Source organism: Burkholderia gladioli (assembly GCF_000959725.1).
GTDB lineage: Bacteria > Pseudomonadota > Gammaproteobacteria > Burkholderiales > Burkholderiaceae > Burkholderia > Burkholderia gladioli.
The window spans coordinates 4,108,816-4,130,876 of record NZ_CP009323.1 but is presented as its reverse complement, the minus strand read 5'-3'; the positions used below and the strand labels follow the sequence as shown (position 1 = coordinate 4,130,876).

22 protein-coding genes are annotated in these 22,061 nt (G+C 69.7%); 16 read left to right on the top strand and 6 right to left on the bottom strand.

The features are described 5' to 3' along the window. Positions 1-9: 9 nt before the first annotated feature. The 4 genes from BM43_RS35100 to BM43_RS35085 all read right to left on the bottom strand — a co-directional run bounded on the left by BM43_RS35100 (position 10) and on the right by BM43_RS35085 (position 3,036). Positions 10-318: a BolA family protein gene (locus tag BM43_RS35100; RefSeq protein ID WP_025100292.1), complete on the bottom strand. Its 309-nt coding sequence runs from the start codon at positions 316-318 to the stop codon at positions 10-12. 2 nt (positions 319-320) lie between these two features. Then, the gene (locus BM43_RS35095; protein ID WP_013698332.1) at positions 321-851 is read right to left on the bottom strand and encodes a septation protein A; all 531 of its coding nucleotides are present in this window, start codon (positions 849-851) and stop codon (positions 321-323) included. Between the two features lie 156 nt (positions 852-1,007). Further along, on the bottom strand, positions 1,008-1,436 hold the full coding sequence (gene msrB, locus BM43_RS35090) for a peptide-methionine (R)-S-oxide reductase MsrB (RefSeq protein ID WP_013698331.1): 429 nt from the start codon (positions 1,434-1,436) through the stop codon (positions 1,008-1,010). A gap of 34 nt (positions 1,437-1,470) precedes the next feature. Continuing rightward, on the bottom strand, positions 1,471-3,036 hold the full coding sequence (locus BM43_RS35085; protein ID WP_036051234.1) for a protein adenylyltransferase SelO: 1,566 nt from the start codon (positions 3,034-3,036) through the stop codon (positions 1,471-1,473). 119 nt (positions 3,037-3,155) lie between these two features. On the opposite strand from BM43_RS35085, the gene BM43_RS35080 reads away from it, so the two are divergent. The 8 genes from BM43_RS35080 (at position 3,156) to BM43_RS35045 (ending at position 12,607) form a co-directional block, all read left to right on the top strand. Then, entirely contained in the window at positions 3,156-4,838 is a 1,683-nt protein-coding gene (locus BM43_RS35080) for a 3-(methylthio)propionyl-CoA ligase (protein ID WP_172535112.1), read from the top strand. Between the two features lie 271 nt (positions 4,839-5,109). Continuing rightward, positions 5,110-7,194 carry a 3-hydroxyacyl-CoA dehydrogenase NAD-binding domain-containing protein gene (locus BM43_RS35075; protein ID WP_036051239.1) on the top strand — a complete coding sequence of 695 codons (2,085 nt, stop codon included), beginning with the start codon at positions 5,110-5,112 and terminating at the stop codon, positions 7,192-7,194. Between the two features lie 20 nt (positions 7,195-7,214). Continuing rightward, entirely contained in the window at positions 7,215-7,838 is a 624-nt protein-coding gene (gene pncA, locus BM43_RS35070; protein ID WP_036051242.1) for a bifunctional nicotinamidase/pyrazinamidase, read from the top strand. 54 nt (positions 7,839-7,892) lie between these two features. Then, positions 7,893-9,071 (top strand): acetyl-CoA C-acyltransferase, encoded by a 1,179-nt coding sequence (locus BM43_RS35065; protein WP_036051245.1) that lies wholly within the window; start codon positions 7,893-7,895, stop codon positions 9,069-9,071. Positions 9,072-9,398: 327 nt separating this feature from the next. After that, positions 9,399-9,881 (top strand): PaaI family thioesterase, encoded by a 483-nt coding sequence (locus BM43_RS35060; protein ID WP_013698325.1) that lies wholly within the window; start codon positions 9,399-9,401, stop codon positions 9,879-9,881. A gap of 130 nt (positions 9,882-10,011) precedes the next feature. Next, positions 10,012-11,010: an NADP-dependent oxidoreductase gene (locus BM43_RS35055; RefSeq protein WP_036051247.1), complete on the top strand. Its 999-nt coding sequence runs from the start codon at positions 10,012-10,014 to the stop codon at positions 11,008-11,010. Positions 11,011-11,158: 148 nt separating this feature from the next. Further along, entirely contained in the window at positions 11,159-12,118 is a 960-nt protein-coding gene (locus BM43_RS35050) for an alpha/beta hydrolase (protein ID WP_036051249.1), read from the top strand. A gap of 36 nt (positions 12,119-12,154) precedes the next feature. Further along, positions 12,155-12,607, top strand: coding sequence for a GNAT family N-acetyltransferase (locus BM43_RS35045; RefSeq protein ID WP_036051252.1), 453 nt, complete (start codon positions 12,155-12,157; stop codon positions 12,605-12,607). Positions 12,608-12,674: 67 nt separating this feature from the next. Here the strand turns inward: BM43_RS35045 and BM43_RS35040 are convergent, their stop codons facing one another. Together BM43_RS35040 and ygfZ are read right to left on the bottom strand one after the other, a co-directional pair. Beyond that, positions 12,675-13,520: an NRDE family protein gene (locus tag BM43_RS35040; RefSeq protein ID WP_036051255.1), complete on the bottom strand. Its 846-nt coding sequence runs from the start codon at positions 13,518-13,520 to the stop codon at positions 12,675-12,677. Between the two features lie 88 nt (positions 13,521-13,608). Next, on the bottom strand, positions 13,609-14,649 hold the full coding sequence (gene ygfZ, locus BM43_RS35035) for a CAF17-like 4Fe-4S cluster assembly/insertion protein YgfZ (RefSeq protein ID WP_036051258.1): 1,041 nt from the start codon (positions 14,647-14,649) through the stop codon (positions 13,609-13,611). Between the two features lie 78 nt (positions 14,650-14,727). On the opposite strand from ygfZ, the gene mltG reads away from it, so the two are divergent. The 8 genes from mltG (at position 14,728) to BM43_RS34995 (ending at position 22,020) form a co-directional block, all read left to right on the top strand. Continuing rightward, positions 14,728-15,744, top strand: coding sequence for an endolytic transglycosylase MltG (gene mltG / locus BM43_RS35030; RefSeq protein WP_036051261.1), 1,017 nt, complete (start codon positions 14,728-14,730; stop codon positions 15,742-15,744). Continuing rightward, entirely contained in the window at positions 15,744-16,364 is a 621-nt protein-coding gene (tmk, locus tag BM43_RS35025) for a dTMP kinase (RefSeq protein ID WP_013698318.1), read from the top strand. Before mltG ends, tmk begins: the two co-directional genes overlap by 1 nt. Positions 16,365-16,387: 23 nt before the next feature. Beyond that, positions 16,388-17,416, top strand: a complete 1,029-nt coding sequence (locus BM43_RS35020; RefSeq protein WP_013698317.1) for a DNA polymerase III subunit delta' — start codon at positions 16,388-16,390, stop codon at positions 17,414-17,416. A gap of 39 nt (positions 17,417-17,455) precedes the next feature. Continuing rightward, positions 17,456-18,235, top strand: coding sequence for a TatD family hydrolase (locus tag BM43_RS35015; RefSeq protein WP_017920195.1), 780 nt, complete (start codon positions 17,456-17,458; stop codon positions 18,233-18,235). Positions 18,236-18,278: 43 nt separating this feature from the next. Continuing rightward, positions 18,279-19,010, top strand: coding sequence for an ankyrin repeat domain-containing protein (locus BM43_RS35010; RefSeq protein WP_013698315.1), 732 nt, complete (start codon positions 18,279-18,281; stop codon positions 19,008-19,010). A 78-nt stretch (positions 19,011-19,088) separates the two neighbouring features. Continuing rightward, entirely contained in the window at positions 19,089-19,445 is a 357-nt protein-coding gene (locus tag BM43_RS35005; protein ID WP_013698314.1) for a Rap1a/Tai family immunity protein, read from the top strand. A gap of 135 nt (positions 19,446-19,580) precedes the next feature. Next, complete coding sequence (locus BM43_RS35000; protein WP_036051264.1) at positions 19,581-20,771, top strand: mechanosensitive ion channel family protein; 1,191 nt, start codon at positions 19,581-19,583, stop codon at positions 20,769-20,771. Between the two features lie 79 nt (positions 20,772-20,850). Then, positions 20,851-22,020, top strand: coding sequence for an AAA family ATPase (locus BM43_RS34995; RefSeq protein ID WP_036053364.1), 1,170 nt, complete (start codon positions 20,851-20,853; stop codon positions 22,018-22,020). The last annotated feature ends 41 nt before the right edge of the window (positions 22,021-22,061 follow it).

Here is a 22,061-nt window from a genome sequence, read left to right as displayed (position 1 = left end):
CGAAACGAATTATTGTGAAGACACGTTGAACTCATCGGGCGTGTAAGCCACGATCGCGAGCGCGTGAATGCCGCGCCGCATCGCATCAGCGAGCGCATCATACACCAGCCGATGCCGCGCCACGCGGGACTTGCCGGCGAACGCGGCGGCCACGATCGTCACCGTATAGTGCCCGCCTGCCGCGGCACCCGCGTGACCGGCGTGCTCGGCGCTGTCGTCGCTGACATGCAGGGATTCGGGGGAGAGCGCGCTGTTCAGGCGCGCTTCGATCAGCGCGATGCGCCCTTCGGGCGAGGCGCTGAGGAAATCGTCGGACATCGTCATTCGTCTTTCAGGTATTTCGCGAGCCACAGGCTCTGCAGGATGATGAACACGAACATCGCGCCGGTGGTGCCGAACAGCTTGAAGTTGACCCACTGCGACGGCGTGTAGTGATTCACCACGTAGAGATTCACCACGCCCAGCACGGCGAAGAACAGGCCCCAGGCCAGGTTGAGCTTGTCCCAGATCGGATGCGGCAGGCTCAGTTGCTTGCCCATCATCTTCTCGATCAGGTTCTTGCCGAACAGGTAGCGCGCGGCGACCAGGATCACGGCGAACAGCCAGTACAGCACGGTCGGCTTCCACTGGATGAACTTCTCGTCGTGCAGCACCAGGGTCGCGCCGCCGAACACGACGATCACGCCCAGGCTGACCCACAGCATGGTGTCGACCTTCTTGTGGCGGAAGGCCACCCAGGCCACCTGCAACAGCGTCGCGACAATCGCCACGGCGGTGGCGGTGAAGATGCCCCAGACCTTGAAGGCAGCGAAAAACAGGATGATCGGAAACAGATCGAACAGGAATTTCATGGTGATCGGGGCTGCGTGGCGGACCGGGTTCGAGGCGCCCGGGCTGCGCCACCGTTAGGGGCCCCGCCCGGCGGGCCGCGGCGGCACGCAAGACGGGTTTCCGCCGGCGGCTGTTGTCGTGTGGCCGAAGCGCCCGGGCCAGCCCGGGCGACGGCCTCACTTGCCGGCGTCAGGCTCGAAGTTTAACGCAGCCGAATTGATGCAGTAACGCAGGCCGGTCTTGTCGCGCGGACCATCCTCGAACACGTGTCCCAGGTGCGCGCCGCAATTGTTGCAGCGCACCTCGACGCGGATCATGCCGTGCGTGCGGTCCATCTTCTCCTCGATCACCTCGCCGTTGAGCGGCTTGAAGTAGCTGGGCCAGCCGCAGCCCGAGTGGTACTTCGCGCCGGATTCGAACAATGGCGTGTCGCAAACCACGCAGTGATAGATGCCGGCATCTTCCAGGTCAGTGTATTCGCCGGTGAAGGCGCGCTCGGTGGCGGCGTGCTGGGTGACCTCGTACTGCATCGGCGTGAGGCGCTCGCGCAGCTCGGCCTCGTCCTTCTGGTACGGGTAATCGCGGTCGTTGTGATCGTGGGACATGTGGGTCTCTCCAGGGGAATCGGGGCGCCGTCGCTCAGGACGAACAGCTGACCTCGAGCGTGCCGGCCCAGTCCGGCGGCAGCGCGGCGTAGGCTTCGTGTTCCGGTTGCTCGTCGAACGGCCGGCGCAGGATCGCCGCGAGCCGCTCGACTTCCGAATAGTCCTTCTCGGCCGCGCGACGGATCGCGGTCTCGGCCAGGTGGTTGCGCAGCACGTACTTCGGGTTCACGCGGTTCATCGCGGCGGCGCGCTCGGCGTCGTCGCGCGTCTCGTCGGCCAGGCGCGCGCGATATTGCGCGGCCCAGCCGTCGAAGGCTTCGCGGTCGATGAACAGGTCGCGCACCGGCGCATCCGAATTCGCGTCGTGCTTCGAGATCTGCGCGAGGCGCCGGAAGGTCAGCGTGAAATCGGCGTGGCTGCCGTGCATGATCTCGAGCAGCCGGTTGGCCAGCGCGGCATCGCCTTCCTGCTCGAGCGCGAGCCCGAGCTTGGCGCGCATCGCGCCTTCCAGCGCCGGGCCGAAGGTTTCCGGGAAGCGCGACAGCACCGCCTGGGCGTCCTCCACGGCGCGCTCGGTGCGCGGGTCGTCTTCCAGGTCGACGCGTTGCTGGCCGATCAGCGGCAGCAGCGCCTGCGCCAGGCAGAAGCAGTTCCAGTGCGAGATGCGCGGCTGCATGCGATAGGCATAACGCCCCTGCTGGTCGGTGTGATTGCAGATGTGGCCGGCGTCGAAGGCATCGACGAAGCCGAACGGGCCGTAATCGAGCGTGAGCCCGAGGATCGACATGTTGTCGGTGTTCATCACGCCGTGGCAGAAGCCGACCGCCTGCCATTGCGCGACCATCTTCGCGGTGCGCTGCATCACGGCTTCCAGCAGGGCGAGGTACGGGTCCTCGGCCTCGCGGCAGGCGGGGTAGAAGCGGTCGATCACGTGGTCGGCCAGTTGCTTGAGCAGGTCGGGCCGATCGTTCGAGAAGAAATGCTCGAAATGGCCGAAACGCACGAAGCTCTCGGCCACGCGCGTGACCACCGCGGCCGTCTCGACGGTCTCGCGCATCACGGTCTGGTCGGAGCCGATCACGGTCAGCGCGCGGGTGGTCGGGATGCCGAGATGATGCATCGCTTCCGAGCACAGGAATTCGCGGATCGAGGAGCGCAGCACGGCACGGCCGTCGCCCATGCGCGAGTAGGGCGTGCGCCCGGCGCCCTTCAACTGCAGCTCGAAGCGGCGTCCTTCGTGCTCGATCTCGCCGATGTTCAGCGCGCGGCCGTCGCCGAGCTGGCCGGCCCAGACTCCGAACTGGTGTCCCGAGTAAACGCTCGAATAGGGCAGCGCCTCGGCGGGCCAGTCGCGGCTCGGGTTGCCGCAGAACAGCTCGGCGAAGCCCGGCAGCGCGCGGATCGCGGGATCGAGGCCCAGTTCCGCGGCCACGTCGTCGGAGAAGCCGACCACGTAAGGCGCGGGCAGCGGCGCGGCGGGCAGGCGCGTCAGGAATGCGGCGCCCAGCTTGAGGAAGGCATCGTCGCGCGGCGCGGCGAGCGAGGCGGCGAGATCGGGGAGGGTGGCAGCCAAATCGGATTCGCTTCTGGATAACGGCAAGTTGAACGACGAGTCACAAGTCGGTATTGTAAATCCGCGCCGCGCGGGCCGCTTGCGGCGAGGGAGAGGCATCTGTCGTAGTCGGATCCAACCGGGAGAGCTGGACGATGAGCACCACGATGAACCCGCCGCTGCTGGGCCAGATGATGGACATACCCTTGCTGGTGTCGTCCCTGATCACGCACGCGGCGCGCCACATGGGCCATGCCGAGATCGTATCGCGGCGGCTCGAGGGCGATATCCACCGCTACACCTACCGCGATTGCGAACGGCGTTCCCGGCAACTGGCGCAGGCCCTGCTGCGCGCCGGCGTCGAGCCGGGCGAGCGGGTCGGCACGCTGGCCTGGAACGGCTATCGCCACCTGGAAGCCTATTACGGCATCAGCGGGATGGGCGCGGTCTGCCACACGATCAATCCGCGCCTGTTTCCCGAGCAGCTCGTCTACATCATCAACCACGCCGATGACCGTTTCGTGCTGTTCGACATCAGCTTCGCGCCGCTGGTCGACCGGCTCGCGCCGCTGTGCCCGCAGGTGCGCGGCTGGATCGCGATGACCAACGAGGCGCACCTGCCGGCCGCCGCCACGCCGCTGCTGGCGTATGAAACGCTGCTCGAGGCCGAGGACGGCGACTATCAATGGCCGCTGCTCGACGAGCGCCAGGCGTCCTCGCTCTGCTACACCTCGGGCACCACCGGCAACCCGAAGGGGGTGCTCTATTCGCATCGTTCCACCGTGCTGCACGCCTACGCGGCCGCGCTGCCCGACGCGATGGGCCTGTCGGCGCTCGATTCGGTGCTGCCGGTGGTGCCGATGTTCCATGTCAACGCCTGGGGCCTGCCTTACGCGGTGCCGCTCACCGGCGCGAAGCTGGTGATGCCGGGCAAGGACCTGGACGGCAAGTCGCTGCACGAGCTGATGGAGGCCGAGCGCGTGACCTGCTCGGCCGGCGTGCCGACGGTCTGGCTGGGCCTCATCAACTACCTGCGCGAATCGGGCGCCGGCTTCTCGACCATGGAGCGCACGGTGATCGGCGGCTCCGCCTGCCCGCCGGCCATGCTGCGCGCCTTCGAGGACGATTACGGCGTGCAGGTGATCCACGCCTGGGGCATGACGGAAATGTCGCCGCTGGGCACCCTGTCGCGGCTGACCTGGGAGCAGACGCAGCGCGACGAGGCCGCGCGGCGCCGTTCGCTGGAGAAGCAGGGGCGCGTGATCTATGGCGTGGACATGCGCATCGTCGGCGAGGACGGTCGCGAGCTGCCCTGGGACGGCATTGCGTTCGGCGAGCTGCAGGTGCGCGGGCCCTGGGTGGCCGAGCATTATTTCGACGGCAGCGGCTCGCCGCTGGTCGATGGCTGGTTCCCCACCGGCGACGTCGCCACCATCGATGCCGACGGTTTCCTGCAGATCACCGATCGCAGCAAGGACGTGATCAAGTCGGGCGGCGAGTGGATCAGCTCGATCGACCTGGAGAACGTCGCGGTCGCGCATCCGGCCGTGGCCGAGGCGGCCTGCATCGCCTGCGCGCATCCGAGATGGACCGAGCGGCCGCTGCTGGTGGTGGTGCCGCGGCCCGGCATGGACGTCACGCGCGAGGAGCTGCTGGCGTTCTACGCGGGCAAGGTCGCGAAATGGTGGATCCCCGACGACGTGGTGTTCGTCGAGGCGCTCCCGCACACGGCCACCGGCAAGTTGCAGAAGCTCAAGCTGCGCGAGATGTTCCGCGAGCATGTGCTGCCCGGCATCGTGGCCGGCGAATGCCCGCTGGAAGGCGAGCCGCTGCGCCCGGCCGGGCTTTGACGCGAGAGCCCGCATCGAGCGGCGCGTCGTTGCCGTTTCCGCAATCATCGGCGGCCGGGTTTCGCTTCGGGCGATCCGGCCGCCGAAGCTGTTTACCGCGTGGTTCCGACCCGCATCCGGCACCTTCAAGTTGTAATTGAACGATCGTTCTTTTTTGTTGTATGCTGCCCCGGTTTCCTCGCGTGCGGCCACGGCGTCGCGCGCGCACAATCACCGTCGACGCTGACGAAGCGCGGCCTGGCGGCTCGCGCAACCGCATGGAGGCAGACAGATGGCAGTGGACTACACGACTCGTGACGGCGTGGCCGTCATCACGCTCAACAATCCGCCCGTCAACGGGCTCGGCTATTCGACGCGCGCCGGGGTGATGGACGGCCTCGATCGCGCGCTGCAGGACCCGGCGGTGACGGCCATCGTGCTCACCGGCGCGGGCCGCGCCTTCTCGGGCGGCGCCGACATCACCGAATTCAATACGCCCAAGGCGCTCCAGGAACCGAGCCTGCACACCCTGATCGCGGCCGTCGAGGCCAGCGCCAAGCCGGTGGTGGCCGCCGTGCACAGCGTGGTGATGGGCGGCGGGCTGGAACTGGCGCTGGGCGCGCATTATCGGATCGCCGCGCCGGGCACCCAGGTGGCCCTGCCCGAGGTCAAGATCGGCCTGCTGCCGGGCGCGGGCGGCACCCAGCGGCTGCCGCGAGCGCTCGGGCTGGAAACCGCGCTGAACATGATCGTGTCGGGCGCGGCCGTGCCTTCCGAGCAGCTCGCCAAGAGCGGCCTGTTCGACGAGATGGCCGAAGGCGACCTGCTTGAAGCGGCGGTGGCGCTGGCCAGGCGTGTCGGCGCCAAGCCGGGCCCGCATCCGCGCGTGCGCGACCGCAAGATCGAGCACCCGAACGCGGCCGGCTTCATCCAGTTCGCGCGCAACAGCGCGCGCGCCGCCGCGCCGCAATACCCGGCGCCGCACAAGTGCATCGACGCGATCGAGGCCGGCGTGCTGAAGGGTTTCGACCAGGGCCTGATCGACGAGCGCGACGGTTTCGTGGCGCTGGTGCAGACGCCGGAAAGCCGCGCGCTGCGTCATGCCTTCTTCGGCGAGCGCGCCGCCAGCAAGATCCCCGACGTGCCGGCCGACACGCCCGTGCGCGAGATCCGCAAGCTCGGCGTGATCGGCGCGGGCACCATGGGCGGCGGCATCACCATGAACTTCCTCAACGCGGGGTTGCCGGTCACGCTGCTGGAGACCAAGCAGGAGGCGCTCGAGCGCGGCCTCGCCACGATCCGCAAGAACTACGAGGCGCAGGTCAAGAAGGGCAAGCTCAGCGAGGAGAAGCTCGAGGCGCGCATGGCGCTGATCTCGCCGACGCTGTCCTACGAGGACCTGAAGGACGCGGACCTGATCATCGAGGCCGTGTTCGAGGAACTCGGCGTGAAGGAGCAGGTGTTCCGCAAGCTCGACGAGGTGGCCAAGCCCGGCGCGATCCTCGCCTCGAACACCTCCACGCTCGACGTGAACAAGATCGCCGCCTTCACCAGGCGCCCGCAGGACGTGGTGGGCATGCACTTCTTCAGTCCGGCCAACGTGATGAAGCTGCTCGAGGTGGTGCGCGGCGAGCATACCGCCAAGGACGTGCTGGCCACCGTGATGCAGCTCGCCAAGAAGATCCGCAAGACGGCGGTGGTATCGGGCGTGTGTGACGGCTTCATCGGCAATCGCATGATCGAGCAGTACATCCGCCAGGCGCTGTTCATGCTGGAGGAGGGCGCGCTGCCCGCCCAGGTCGATCGCGCGATCGAGGCCTTCGGTTTCGCGATGGGGCCGTTCCGCATGAGCGACCTGGCCGGCAACGACATCGGCTGGGCGATCCGCAAGCGCCGCTACCTCGAGCAGCCCGAGCTGCATTACTCGAAGATCGCCGATCGCCTCTGCGAACTCGGCCGCTTCGGCCAGAAGACCGGCGGCGGCTGGTACGACTACCAGGCCGGCGAGCGGCGCGCCAAGCCATCGAAGCTGGTCGACGAGATGGTGCTGGCCTATTCGAAGGAAGCCGGCGTCGAGCGCCGCAAGATCGCCGACGAGGAGATCGTCGAGCGGCTGGTCTACGCGCTGGTCAACGAAGGCGCGAAGATCCTCGAGGAGGGCATCGCCTCCAAGGCTTCCGACATCGACATGGTCTACCTGACGGGCTACGGCTTCCCGCTCTGGCGCGGCGGCCCGATGCTGTACGCGGACACGGTCGGCCTCTACAACGTCGAGCGCTCGATGCGCCGCTACGCGGCAGGCGCGAACGGCGATGCCTGGCAGCCGGCACCGTCGATCGCGAAGCTCGCGGCGGCCGGCAAGGGTTTCAACGGCTGAAGCGCGCGGAGGATACCAGCATGCATAGCGACGATGTGCTGCTCGTGATCGACGTGCAGAACGATTTCATGCCGGGCGGCGCGCTCGCGGTGGCCGACGGCGACGCGGTGGTGCCGGTGATCAACCGGCTCGCGCGGCGCTTCGAGCAGGTGGTGATCACGCAGGACTGGCATCCGCGCGCGCACGTGTCGTTCGCCGCCAACCACCCGGGCCGCGAGCCGTTCTCGACGATCTCCCTGCCTTACGGCGAACAGGTGCTGTGGCCCGTGCACTGCGTGCAGGACAGCGAGGGCGCTGCGCTGCATAGCGAGCTCGACATCCCGCAGGCGCGGCTGGTGATCCGCAAGGGCCTCGACGCCTCGGTCGACAGCTATTCGGCCTTCGTCGAGGCCGATCGCAGCACGCCCACCGGGCTGGCGGGCTACCTCGCCGCGCTCGGCGCGAAACGCGTCTGGTGCTGCGGGCTGGCCACCGACTACTGCGTGGCCTGGTCCGCGCTCGATGCGCGCGCGGCCGGTTTCGAGGCTGCCGTGATCGAGGATGCCTGCCGCGCGATCGACCTGAACGGCTCGCTGGCGCGGGCATGGCAAGAACTTCAGGCCGCGGGCGTGGCCCGCGTCCAGGCGCAGGCGGTGCTCGCCTGAGCGGGCCGCCTGCGTCGACAACCGTCTACAAGCAATTCGAACCAGGAGACTGGCATGAACGAAGCCGTAATCGTATCCACCGCCCGCACCGGGCTGGCGAAATCATGGCGCGGCGCGCTCAACATGACGCACGGCGCGACGCTGGGCGGGCATGTGGTGGCCGCCGCGGTCGAGCGCGCCAAGCTCGATCCGGCGCGCGTCGAGGATGTGCTGATGGGCTGCGCGAATCCGGAAGGCGCCACCGGCGCCAACATCGCGCGCCAGATCGTGCTGCGCGCGGGCCTGCCCGTGTCGGTGCCGGGCATGACCATCAACCGTTTCTGCTCCTCCGGACTGCAGACCATCGCGCTGGCCGCGCAGCGCGTGATCGCCGGCGAGGGCGAGGTGTTCGTGGCGGGCGGCGTGGAGTCGATCTCCTGCGTGCAGAACGAGATGAACCACCACATGCTGCAGGAAGGCTGGCTGCGCGAGCACAAGCCCGAGATCTACTGGAGCATGCTGCAGACCGCCGAGAATGTCTCCAAGCGCTACGGCATCGCCAAGGAGCGCCAGGACGAATACGGCGTGCAATCGCAACTGCGCGCGGCGGCCGCGCGCGAGGCCGGCCGCTTCGACGCCGAGATCGTGCCGATCACCGTGCTGGCCGGCGTGGCCGACAAGGCCACGGGCCGCCTCCACACGCGCGAGGTCACGCTCTCGTCCGACGAGGGGATTCGTCCCGACACCACGCTGGAAGGCGTCTCGAAAATCCGCTCGGCGGTGCCGGGCGGGGTGATCACGGCGGGCAACGCCAGCCAGTTCTCGGACGGCGCCTCGGCCTGCGTGGTGATGAACGCGAAGCTCGCCGAGCGCGAGGGGCTGGCGCCGCTGGGCATCTTCCGCGGCTTCGCGGTGGCCGGCTGCGAGCCCGACGAGATGGGCATCGGCCCGGTGTTCGCGGTGCCCAAGCTGCTCAAGCAGGCGGGGCTGAAGGTGTCCGACATCGATCTGTGGGAGCTCAACGAGGCCTTCGCGGTGCAGGTGCTGTACTGCCAGGACACGCTCGGGATTCCGGCCGACCGGCTCAACGTCAACGGCGGCGCGATCGCGGTGGGTCACCCCTATGGCGTGTCGGGCGCGCGTCTGGCCGGCCATGCCCTGATCGAGGGCAAGCGCCGCGGCGCGAAGTACGTGGTGGTGACCATGTGCATCGGCGGCGGGCAGGGCGCGGCGGGGCTGTTCGAGATCGCATGATCGCGTGACGGCGAGCTGATCGGCATGAAGGCAAAGGGCGGGCGGCGCTGCGGCGTCGGCCGCCCTTTGTGCTTGGCGCTTGACGATCGCCTTTCAGGCCCCGTATTCGACGACACGCCGCCGAATTCGCCGAATCGTCCGGCCCGCAAGTTTGGTAGGCTTCGGTTCTGGATCAGGGGCGCGCGGCCCGAGCCGGCGCGCACCCGCATCGACATTCACTGAATCCTTGATCGCTAGGCAAGAAGGCAACATGACACAGAAGGCATCGGCACACGCCGCGGCGCGCGAGTCGCGCGGATTGATCGGCCAGACGGCGCGAGGCGCGCGATGAGCCAGGACAGCAGCCCGCGCAAGGCGCCGCCCACCATCGAGAGCCCCTTCGTCGACGCGCTCGGCGTGCAGCTCGTCTCGGCCAAGGATGGCGCCAGCGAGATCGCGCTGCCGCTGGCCGAGCAGCACATGAACACCTGGAGCATCGCCCACGGCGGCGTGACCATGACGCTGGCCGACGTGGCGCTGGCGATGGCCGCGCGCAGCCTGACCGACGACGGCGTGGGCGTGGTGACGGTGGAGATGAAGGTCAACTTCATGCAGCCGGGGCGCGGCGAGCTGCGTGCCTATGGCCGCGTGATGCACCGCTCGACCACCATGGCCTATTGCGAGGGCGAGGTGCGCGACAGCCAGGGCAATTTCGTCGCCAAGGCGATCGGCACCTTCAAGTACATGAAGCGGCTGGCGGTGGGCCGCGATATCGCCCGGCAGCGCTCGCGCACCGATCCGGGCGCGAATCCGGGGCCGAGCGACGCCTGACGGCCCCCGTGGCAGCAGCGGCCCCGATCGGCGACGACGGGGCCGAATCGCGTTGGGCTCGCGCCAGGACGAGGCCGGGAGGTTCCTCTCCGGCGAGGCGGGCGTCATGACATGGAGACAGGAGACAGCGATGACCGACATCAATCGGCAGGTTCTGCTCGTGTCGCGCCCCGAGGGCGCGGCCAGCCTCGACAATTTCCGGCTCGTGGAAACGCCGCTCGCGCCACTGCGCGATGGCGAACTACGCGTGCGTAACCGCTTCCTCTCGCTGGACCCCTACATGCGTGGCCGCATGAGCGAAGCGAAATCCTACGCGGCGCCGCAGCCGCTCGGCGAGGTGATGATCGGCGAGACGGCCGGCGAGGTGATCGAGTCGCGTCATGCCGCTTATGCGGTCGGCGACCGCGTGGTCGGCATGTTCGGCTGGCAGACGCACGGCGTCTCGAACGGCAAGGGGCTGCGCAAGGTCGATGCGTCGCGGGTGCCGCTGTCGGCCCATCTCGGCGTGGTGGGCATGCCGGGCGTGACGGCCTGGTACGGCGTGAATCGCCTGCTCGAGCCGCGCGCGGGGCAGACCTTGCTGGTCAGCGCGGCGAGCGGCGCGGTCGGCGGCGTGGTGGGGCAGCTCGCGCGGCGCGCCGGCGCTCGCGTGATCGGCATTGCCGGCGGCGAGCACAAGTGCCGCTACGTGCGCGACACGCTCGGCTTCGACGCCTGCGTCGACTACAAGGCCGGGCGCCTGGCCGAGGATCTGGCGGCGGCCGCGCCCGACGGCATCGATCTCTGTTTCGAGAACGTCGGCGGCCCCGGTTTCGACGCGACGCTGGCGCTGATGAACGCATTCGGCCGCGTCGCCTTGTGCGGGATGATCGCCGGCTACGACGGCGAGGCCGCGCCGATCCGGCAGCCCGGGCCGATCCTCAGGGCGCGGTTGCGCGTGGAGGGTTTCATCGTCACCGAGCATCCCGAGGTCTGGCCGGCCGCGCTGGCCGAACTGGGCGAGCTGGTGGCGCGTCACGAGCTGCATTACCGCGAGACCATCGCGCAGGGCATCGAGCGCGCGCCCGAAGCCTTCCTCGGCATGCTCAAGGGGCACAACTTCGGCAAGCAGCTCGTCGCGCTGGGCTGAGCCGCGCCTAGGCGCGAAAAGCGAAAGGGCGGCGCGCGGGCATTGCCGCCCATCCTGCGCGGGCAAGCCGCTGCTTGGCCGCTGCTTGGCCGGCGCGTGGCATCATGTGCCGCTATCGTCCACCCTTTGCCTATCCACCGCCGCCCCGATGCCGCTCGATCCCGGAATCGCCCAGGTGCTCGACATGATCGAGCGCGCCCGACGTCCCGCCTACGCCTCCCAGACGCCACAGGCCGCGCGTGCAGCCTACGAGCGCAGTGCGCCGATCCTCGATCTCGCGCCCGCGCCGATGGCCTCGGTGGAGGAGCTGCGCGTGCCGACCCGCGACGGCGAAACGATCGGCGCGCGGCTCTACCTGCCCGAGATGCCGAGCCTGGGCGAGCCGCTGCCGGCGCTAGTCTATTACCACGGCGGCGGTTTCACGGTCGGCAGCCTCGACACGCATGACGCGCTGTGTCGGATGTTTGCGCGCGACGCGTATTGCGCGGTGCTGTCGGTCGACTACCGGCTCGCGCCCGAGGCACGCTTCCCGAGCGCGCACGACGATGCCGAGGACGCCTATGCCTGGCTGCACGCGCATGCCAGCGAATTCGGCGTCGACGCGGCGCGCCTGGCGGTGGGCGGCGACAGCGCGGGCGGCACGCTGGCCGCCGCGGTGGCGGTGCTGGCGCGCGATCGAGGGATCGCGCCGCGGCTGCAACTGCTGATCTACCCCGGGCTCACGGCGCACCAGCAGACGGCCTCGCACGCGCGGCTCGCTCACGGCTACCTGCTGACGGCCGAAACCATCCAGTGGTTCTTCTCGCAGTACGTGCCGAACCCGGCCGATCGCGAGGACTGGCGCTTCGCGCCGCTCGACGGCATGCGCGGCGCGCCGTCCTTCGCGGGCCTCGCGCCGGCCTGGATCGCGGTGGCCGAATACGATCCGCTCTCCGACGAGGGCATCGCCTACGCGGACAAGCTGCGCGCGGCCGGCAATCGTGTCGAGCTGGTCCGCTACGCGGGCATGATTCACGAATTCTTCAAGATGGGCGGGTACGTTCCGGCGGTCCGGCAGGCGCATGCGGACGCGGTGCGGGCATTGCGCGAGGCGTTCGAGCAGGACTGAGCGCCGCCGCGCCGACCAGGTCGACGAGGCGCAGCGATGGAGCGGATCGAGGTGGAAACGGGCGACTGGACGCGGCTCGGCGCCGATGCGGCGCGCATCCGCGACGCAGTGTTCGTGCGCGAGCAGCGCATCGCGCCGGAGCTGGAACTCGACGAGGAGGATCCGCTGGCGCATCACGCGGTGGCCTACCTGGTGCGAGGCGAAGGCGGCGATGACCGAGGCACGCGCCACGCGGTAGGCACCGCGCGCCTGTTGGCCGGCACCACCATCGGCCGCCTGTCGGTGCTGCCGGAAGCGCGCGGCCGCGGCATCGGCACGCGCGTGCTGAGCGCGCTGGTGGCGGAAGCCGCCGCGCGCGGCGAGGCGCGCGTGACGCTCTATGCGCAGCCGGCGGCGGTGCCGTTCTACCGGCAGCGCGGTTTCGACATCGTCGGCGAGCCTTTCGACACGGCCGGCGTGATCCACGTCGAGATGGCGCGCGCGCCCTAGCGGCGAGGCGCGTCGATCTATGCGAATCCTTGCGAGAGGCTGCGCGTCGAAACGGCGCGCGCCGGCCTCAACGCGTGCCGCCCAGCTCCACGTCGAAGCTCATCGCGCGCTCGAAGGCGCCGGGCCGCACGATCCGGTGCGAGCCGTCGTCGTCGCAGCGTTCCTTGATCTCGACCGTCAGCCGCGAGCGCTCCTTGATCGCCACGCGCAGCGCCGTGGTGCCGCGCGTACCGTATTCGGGCGTCTCGATGAAGGCGGCCGACAGCGCGCGCTCGCGCTCCAGCGGAATGCCGGTATGCGGCAGCGCCTCGTCGGCGGCGGTGCGCGTGTCGCGCATGATCTCGATCAGCGCGTCGAGCGAGGGCGCGGCCTCGTAGGTCAGCAGGGTGCCGAGCTCGCTGCGCTTGTGGACCAGCTTGGGCCAGGGCGTGTCGAGCCGCGCGTTGGACAGCCCGTGCACGCCGGCGGCCAGCCGCAGCGGCGCGTCGAGCGCGGTATCGGGCTCGGCCGGCCGGTTGCAGTACCAGGCCAGCTCGCGGCGCCGGCAGTCACCGACCAGCAGGTTGAAGCCGTTATAGAGCGCGGCGGTGCCGGCGATCTGCTCGAGGTAGTCGAGCGGCGCGAGGTTGCGCCCGCCGAGGAAGTCCGACACCAGCTTGCCGCGCGTCGGGGCGCCGGCGCGGATGTCGAAGGGGGCGCGGTAGTTGGTCAGCGCGGCGAAGCGGCCGTCGCGCGAGACGCCGAGCCAGGTGCCGCCGCCTTCCAGGTCGCGCCCGGCCAGCACGCCGGGCACATCCTCCCACCAGGCCAGCGGCGCGCTCGTGCGGCGGAAGAATTCGTCACGGTTCGCGGTGAGCGTCAGCACCGGGCCGTCCTCGGCCTCGGGCTGCCAATCGAATACGATCAGGCACATCAGGTGATTCCCTCACTGGGATCGGGGTGCGCGGACCGGGCACGCGCCGTGGCTCGCGTTGGTCCGCGCGCCACGATAGCACGCGCGCTCAGACTTCGGTGGGGATGCCGTAGGGCAGCGGCAGGAAGGCAAGCGCCGGGCCGTCGGCGGCCCCGAGGTGGACCGTGCCGGATTCCTGCGCGGCCAGCTTGATCTCGGCCAGCGCGTCGACGCCGCCTGCCGGCGCGGCCGCCGCGTTGACGATCATCCCGCAGGGCTGGCCCGGATCCTCGCTGTGGAACAGCTCGATGCCGGCGCGCACCGTGTCGGTCTCGCCCTCGACGTGCACCAGCGCGGCACGGCGCTTGATGGTGCCGCGATACTGGCTGCGCGCGACGATTTCCTGGCCCGGGTAGCAGCCCTTGCGGAAATTGACGGCGCCGATCACGTCGTAGTTGAGCATCTGCGGCACGAACTGCTCGACCACCGGCTGGGTGATGCGCGGCTCGGCGGCGCGGATCTCGAGCCAGTCCCACACGGCCGGCGAGACGCGCGCGAGCTTGCCGTCGAGCACCACGGCGCCGGCCTCGAACTGCTCGTGGCTGGCGATCCACAGGTAGCGCGCGCGGCCGTCGGCGTCGGGCAGCCGGATCAGCGTGCCGGCCGGGCCGTCGAGCTTGGTATGGACGCCGTCGGGCAGCGCCTCGAACAGGCCCGACAAGGCCTCGCGAGCCTCGCCGGCGATGCCGACGGCGACCAGCCCGGCCGCGTCGCTCAGCTTCGCCTTGGCGCGCAGCACGAACATCGACAGGCGCTTCTGCACGGCGGGCTGGATGTCCTTCGAGACCAGCAGGCGCACGCCGGACTCGCTGCGCCAGGCCAGGAACGAGGCCAGCAGGCGGCCCTTGGCGGTGCAGTAGCCGGCCAGCTTCACGCCGGCCGCGTCGAGGTGCTCGATGTCGTTGGTCAACTGGCTATGGAGGAAGGCCGCGGCATCGTCGCCGGCGACATCGATGATGCCGAACTGCGACAGCGGCGCGTAGACGCCGCGCGTGAGCGCCGCCTCGAATTCGGCGGCCGCCGGACGCGGCAGGACGGGCAGGGCGGGGGCAGCCGCGGTCGGCGCCCCGTTGACGATCGGTGTGCTCATGGAAACGGGGAACAGTCAATCCTGACTTTGGCGAAGACAAGCAAGTATTATATGGACCTTCACCGAGTCCCGTTCCGCATGTCCCTACTCTCGAAATGCGCCGCGCTCGCGGCGGCGGCCGTCGTCCTGGCCGCTGCGCTGGCGGGCGGCGGTTATTACTGGGCGAACCAGCCGCTTGCCTTACCGTCACCGACCGTCGATGTCACGATCAAGCCGCACAGCAGCGTCAAGAGCGTCGCGCAGCAGCTCGTGCGCGGCGGCGTGCCCCTGCAGCCGCAGTTGTTCGTGCTGATGACGCGCGTGCTCGGGCTGGACAGCCGGCTCAAGTCGGGCAATTACGAGTTCAAGACCGGCCTGACGTCGTACGAGGTGCTGCAGAAGCTGGCGCGCGGCGACGTCAACGAATACGTCGCGACCATCATCGAGGGCTGGACCTTCAAGCGCATGCGCGCCGAGCTCGACGGCAATCCGGCCCTCGTGCACAGCACGGCGGGCATGAGCGATGCCGAACTGCTGCGCGCGATCGGCGCGACACCCGCTCAGATCGAGCGGGGCAGCGGCGAGGGCTTGTTCTTCCCCGATACCTACCTGTTCGACAAGGGCACCAACGATATCAACCTCTACCGGCGCGCCTACCAGCTGATGCAGACGCGGCTGGACGAAGCATGGCGCATGCGCGCTCCCGGGCTGCCTTATCGCTCGGTTTACGAAATGCTGACGATCGCCTCGATCGTCGAGAAGGAAACCGGCCACGCGGCCGACCGCGCCTACGTGGCGGCGGTGTTCGCGAACCGGTTGCGGATCGGCATGCCGCTGCAGACCGATCCGACCGTGATCTACGGCCTCGGCGACGCTTACGACGGGCACCTGCGCAAGCGGGACCTGCAGATGGACACTCCTTACAATACCTACACGCGCCGCGGCCTGCCGCCGACGCCGATCGCCCTGCCGGGCGCGGCGTCGCTGCAGGCCGCCGTGAACCCGGCCGCCACCCCGGCGCTCTATTTCGTCGCCAAGGGCGACGGCACGAGCGTCTTCTCGGATACGCTCGGCGATCACAACAAGGCCGTGGACAAATACCTACGAGGTCAATGATGGCGCGCGGTAAATTCATCACGTTCGAAGGGATCGACGGTGCGGGCAAGACCACGCACCTCGCCTGGTTCTGCGAGCAGTTGCGCGCGCAGGTCGCCGCCAGCGGCCGCCAGGTGGTGCAGACCCGCGAGCCGGGCGGCACCACGCTGGGCGAGTCGCTGCGCGCGGTGCTGCTGGAGCAGGCGATGGACCTGGAAACCGAGGCCCTGCTGATGTTCGCGAGCCGTCGCGAGCATCTGGCGCGCGTGATCGAGCCGGCGCTCGCGCGCGGCGACTGGGTGGTCTCGGACCGCTTCACCGACGCGACCTTCGCCTACCAGGGCGGCGGCCGCGGCCTGCCGCGCGACAAGCTGGAAACGCTGGAGCGCTGGGTGCAGGGCGGCTTCCAGCCCGACCTGACGATCCTGTTCGACGTGCCGCCCGAGGTGGCCAGCGAGCGGCGCGGCGCGGCGCGCGCACCCGACAAGTTCGAGGCGGAAAGCGACGCCTTCTTCCTGCGCACGCGCGCCGAGTACCTGCGCCGCGCCGAAGAGGCGCCGTATCGCTTCCTGATCGTCGACGCCAGCCAGTCGATCGCCCAGATCCAGCGCCAGCTCGAAGGCGTGCTGGCTTCGCTCTGATCCACCCGCAAAGGGCCGACCCGATGATCTATCCATGGCAAACCGAGGACTGGGACCGCCTGCAGGCGCTGCGCGCGGCCTGGCCGCACGCGCTGCTGCTGCACGGCCAGGCCGGCATCGGCAAGCTGCGTTTCGCCCAGCACCTGGCGCAGGGTTTCCTGTGCGAATCGCCGCTGCCCAAGGGCGAGCCTTGCGGCAAGTGCGCGGCCTGTACCTGGTTCGAGCAGGGCAATCACCCCGACTACCGGATCGTGCTGCCCGAGGCGCTGGCCGGCGAGGCTCCGGGCGCGGTTGCCGACGAGCCCAAGGCTGACGCGGACGAGGGCGGCAAGAAGACCCGCACGCCGAGCAAGGAAATCAAGATCGAGCAGGTGCGCGGCCTGCTCGACTTCGTCGGCGTCGGCTCGCATCGCGGCGGCGCGCGCGTGGTGGTGCTGTACCCGGCCGAGGCGCTCAACGTGGCGGCCGCCAACGCGCTGCTCAAGACGCTCGAGGAACCGCCCTCGGGCGTGCTGTTCCTGCTGGTGTCGGCGCGGCTCGACCGCCTGCTGCCGACCATCATCAGCCGCTGCCGGCAATGGCCGATGACGCTGCCCTCGGCGGCGGACGCCGAGGCCTGGCTGGCGGCGCAGCAGGTGCCCGACGCGGCAGCCTTGCTGGCCGAAGCGGGCGGCGCGCCGCTGGCCGCGCTGGCGCTGGCCGCCGACGAGAACCGGCCGCTGCGCGACTGGACCCTGGCGCAGCTGGCGGCCGGCGCGGGCTGCGATCCGTTCGCCTGCGGCGAGTCGCTGCAGAAGCTGCCGGTGCCGGTGGTGCTGGGCTGGCTGCAGCGCTGGCTCTATGATCTGCTGGCGCAGCGCGCGGCCGGCCAGCCGCGTTATTTCCCCGCGCAGCGCGCGGCGCTCGAACGCTGCGCGGCGGCGCTCGACGCCAACGCCTTCGCGCGTTTCATGAAGACCGTGACGCGCCAGCGCGCGGTCGAGAACCACCCGCTCAATGCGCGGCTCGTGTTCGAGGAGCTGTTCCTCGGCTATCGCGAGCTCTACGCATGAGCCCGGCCGCACAGGCCTGAGCCCAGACAGGAAGCACCGATGTTCGTCGATTCGCATTGCCACATCAATTTCGAAGGGCTCGCCGAGCGCCTGCCCGAGGTGCTCGACAAGATGCGCGAGCACCAGGTCACGCATGCGCTGTGCGTCTCGGTGGACCTCGAGACCCTGCCGCAGGTGCTCGCGATCGCCGAGCGGCACGAGCACATCTACGCCTCGGTGGGCGTGCATCCCGATCACGAGGAGGTGCGGGAACCGACGCTCGCCGAACTCGTCGAACTGGCGGCGCATCCGAAGGTGGTCGCGATCGGCGAGACCGGCCTCGACTACTACCGGCTCGGCGAGCGCACGATCGCCGACATGGAATGGCAGCGCGAGCGCTTTCGCACGCATATCCGCGCCGCGCACGCCACCGCCAAGCCGCTGATCATCCACACGCGCGCCTCCTCGGAGGACACGCTGCGGATCATGGCCGAGGAGCGTGCCTCGGTGCCGGGCGGCGTGATGCACTGCTTCACCGAGCCCTGGCACGTGGCCGAGGCGGCGCTGGCGCAGGACTTCCATATCTCGCTGTCGGGGATCGTCACCTTCAAGAAGGCCGAGGAGGTGCAGGACGTGGCGCGGCGCGTGCCGATCGAGCGCCTGCTGATCGAGACGGACTCGCCGTACCTCGCGCCGGTGCCGTATCGCGGCAAGCCGAATGAACCTGCGTACGTCAGTTATGTCGGACGCTTTATCGCGGCACAGCGCGGCATCAGCGATGAGGCGCTGGCCGCCGCGACCACGCAGAACTTTTTCCGGCTGTTCAAGATCGCCGCCTGATGCGATCGCCGGCCGGAGCAACCCAGGGTAGGAGCCTAACAATATGAAACCGATCAACGGTCTGTCCATGATCCGCCCGGGCGCCGCGCTGCGCGCGCTCGTCCTCGCCGCCGCCTGCGGCACCGGCTTCGCCGCCACGCTCGCGCATGCCGAATCGCGCGACGCGATCGTCAAGGCCGTCAAGTTCGACGATATCGCCGACATCGGCAAGCAGCTCAAGAACGGGCTCGACCCGAACCTGACCGACGAGCGCGGCAATCCGCTGATCGTGATCGCCGCGCGCGAGAAGTCGGACAAGGTGGCCGAGGCGCTGGCCTCGGCACCCAACGTCGACCTGGAGAAGACCGACCCGGCCGGCGAGAACGCGCTGATGATGGCCTCGCTCAACGGCGACCTGCCGCTGGTGAAGTTCCTGGTCGACAAGGGCGCCGAGGTCAGCAAGAAGGGCTGGACGGCACTGCACTACGCGGCCACCAACGGCCACGACGACGTGGTCAGCTACCTGCTCGACAAGTCCGCCTACATCGACGCGGGCTCGCCCAACGGCACCACGCCGCTGATGATGGCCGCGCGCGGCAACCACGACACCACCGTCACCCTGTTGCTCGACCAGGGCGCCGATCCGGCCATCAAGAACCAGGTCGGCGTCACCGCGCTGGAGTTCGCCAAGCATTACCAGGCGCCCGACGCGGTCAAGATCCTGTCCACGCGCACCGTGCGGATCGGCGACGGCCGCCCCGCCAGTGGGGCGGGTGGCCAAAACAGTGCAAAATAGCGGTTTTGGGCGCGGCCTTCGCCGCGCCGCTTTCGTCGTACCGGCCCGAGGCCGCCGACCTGACATAAGGAAGATCCAATGTTGCGGGCTCTGTGTTTTGCCGCCGCGTTCGTCGCGCCGCTGTCGGCGCACGCTTTCACGGCCGGTGATCTCGACAAGCTCTGTGCGAAGACCGACGTGAAGTCGCGCGCCTCGTGCGGCGCGTATATCGAGGGCGCGGCCGACGGCGTGTACAACACGATCGACGCGATCGGCGGCACCACCGGGCCGCGCGTCGGCCAGTACTTCTGCCTGCCGCCCGACATCAAGGCGCAGCAGATGACGGACGCGGTGCGCAAGTACGTCGCCGAGAACCCGAAGATCGTCGACTACAACGCCAGCACGGCCGTCTCGCTCGGGCTCGGCAAGGCGTTTCCCTGCCGCAACGGCAATTGAGGCTCGAGGCCGCCGTGCCCGAGCTGAACTGAAGGCGAGGGCGGCTCCCGGCCCTTTGTCCTGTTCCAAGCAACCCCGGCGGAAGCGGGATCCGCGGATCCCGCCGCCTCCGCCCCAGACGACGACTCCCGCGCGATGACGATGACCATCGATCAACTCGCGGCCATCGCCGATGCGCCGCTCCACTCCTGGCTCGGCACGCTGTTCGTTGCCGCGCTCCTGCTGGCCGTCGTGACCGGCATCCACTGGCTCGGCGCGCGGATTCTGATCCCGCTGGCGCGCCCCTATCCCTTCATGAGCGTGATCGTGCGCTATATCGACCGGCCCGCGCTGGCGGTGCTGGCCTTCCTGGCGCTCGAATTCCTGTCCCTGCAGGTGGCCGACGAACTGAGCCACGCGGGCGGCCTGCGCACGCTCGCGGCGGTCGGCCTGATCATCGCGCTGACCTGGTTGCTGATGCGCCTGGCGGCGGCGGTCGGCGAGGCGATCGTGCAGGCCAACCCGGTCGACCGGCCCAACAACCTGGAGGCGCGCCGCATCCACACCCAGGCGCGCGTGCTGGCGCGCTCGGCGATGGTGGTGGTGGTGATCATCGGCACCGGCGCCGCGCTGATGGCCTTCCCCAATGTCCGGCAGATCGGCGCGAGCCTGCTGGCCTCGGCCGGCGTGGCCGGGCTGGTGGCCGGTATCGCCGCGCGGCCGGTGCTCGGCAACCTGATCGCCGGCCTGCAGATCGGCATCTCGCAGCCGATCCGGCTCGACGACGTGGTGGTGATCCAGGGCGAGTGGGGCCGGATCGAGGAAATCACTGGCACCTATGTTTCCGTGCGGCTGTGGGACCAGCGCCGGCTGGTGGTGCCGCTGCAATGGTTCATCGAGAACCCGTTCCAGAACTGGACCCGCAACAGCGCCGAGATCATCGGCACGGTGTTCCTGTTCGTCGACTACCGCACGCCGCTGGAGCCGCTGCGCAACGAGTTGTCGCGCATCGTCAGCACCGCGCCCGAATGGGACGGCCGGGTGCAGGTGCTGCAGGTGACCGATGCCACCGAGCGCTCGATCCAGTTGCGCGCGCTGGTCAGCGCGCCCGACTCCTCGCTGGCCTGGGACCTGCGCTGCCGCGTGCGCGAGGGGCTGATCGCCTTCCTGCAGGCCCATTACCCGGACAGCTTGCCGCGCGGCCGCATGGAACTGGCCACGCCCGAGCAGGGGCGCGAGCCGGTGCTGCCCTCGTGGATGCCGCACGAGCCGGCGGCCAGCACGGCCGCCAACACGGCGGCCGATCCGACCGCCGCCGAGGCGCCCGCCCCGGAGGTGGTGCGCTGAGCGCCGCCGCCGCCGCTTCCTTCCTCCTTCGCCGAGCGAGCCTCGCATGACCGATCCGAAGCCGGGCGCCGGCCCCTCGATGCCGCCGCTGACCGCGCTGGCGGTCGCCAACTACCGCTCGCTGCGCGACTTCATCGTGCCGCTGGCCGGGCTCAACGTGGTGACGGGCCCGAACGGCAGCGGCAAGTCCAGCGTCTACCGCGCGCTGCGCCTGCTGGCCGATACCGCCCAGGGGCGCGCGATTCCCTCGCTGGCGCGCGAGGGCGGCCTGGCCTCGACCTTGTGGGCGGGCCCCGAGCGCTTCTCGCGCGCGATGCTGGCGGGCGAGGCGCCGGTCCAGCCGCTGGCGCGCAAGGATCCCGTCTCGCTCAAGCTCGGCTTCGCCTGCGAGGATTTCGGCTATGCCATCGACCTGGGCCTGCCGATCGTCTCCGATTCGGCCTTCGGCCTCGATCCGGTGATCAAGCGCGAATGCTTGTGGAGCGGCGCCCTGCTGCGGCCCTCGACGCTGCTGGTCGAGCGGCACGGCGCGCAGATCCGCACCCGCGACGCGGCCGGCGACTGGCGCAGCGTGCCGCAGCCGGTCGCCTCGTTCGACAGCATGCTGACCGAATTCGTCGATCCTTCCGGCGCGCCCGAGATGATCGCGATGCGCGAGCGAATCCGCTCCTGGCGCTTCTACGACCATTTCCGCACCGATGCCGGCGCGCCGGCCCGCCAGGCGCAGGTCGGCACGCATACGCCGGTGCTGGCCGACGACGGCGCCGACCTGGCCGCCGCGCTGCAGACGATCCGCGAGATCGGCGACGCCGAGGCGCTCGACGCGACCATCGACGACGCCTTCCCGGGCGCGCGCCTGGCCGTCGAGACCGGCGGGCGTGGCCGCTTCGAGGTGACCATGCAGCAGCCGGGCTTGCTGCGCGCGCTCGGCGTGGCCGAACTCTCGGACGGCACGCTGCGCTACCTGCTGCTGGCCGCCGCGCTGCTGACGCCGCGCCCGCCGGCCCTGCTGGTGCTCAACGAACCGGAAACCAGCCTGCATCCGGACCTGCTGCCGGCGCTGGGGCGCCTGATTGCCCGCGCGACGGCGCGCTCGCAGGTGATCGTGGTCTCGCATGCGGCGCGCCTGGTTTCCACCCTGGAGCGCGAGGCCGGCAGTTTGTCGCTGGTGCTCGACAAGCGGCTCGGCGAGACGCGCGTCGACGACGAGCAGCTCGACCGCCCGGCCTGGAAATGGCCCGCGCGCTGAGCGGAAAACGGCCTGGACGAGGCAGGGACGCAAGCCATGTT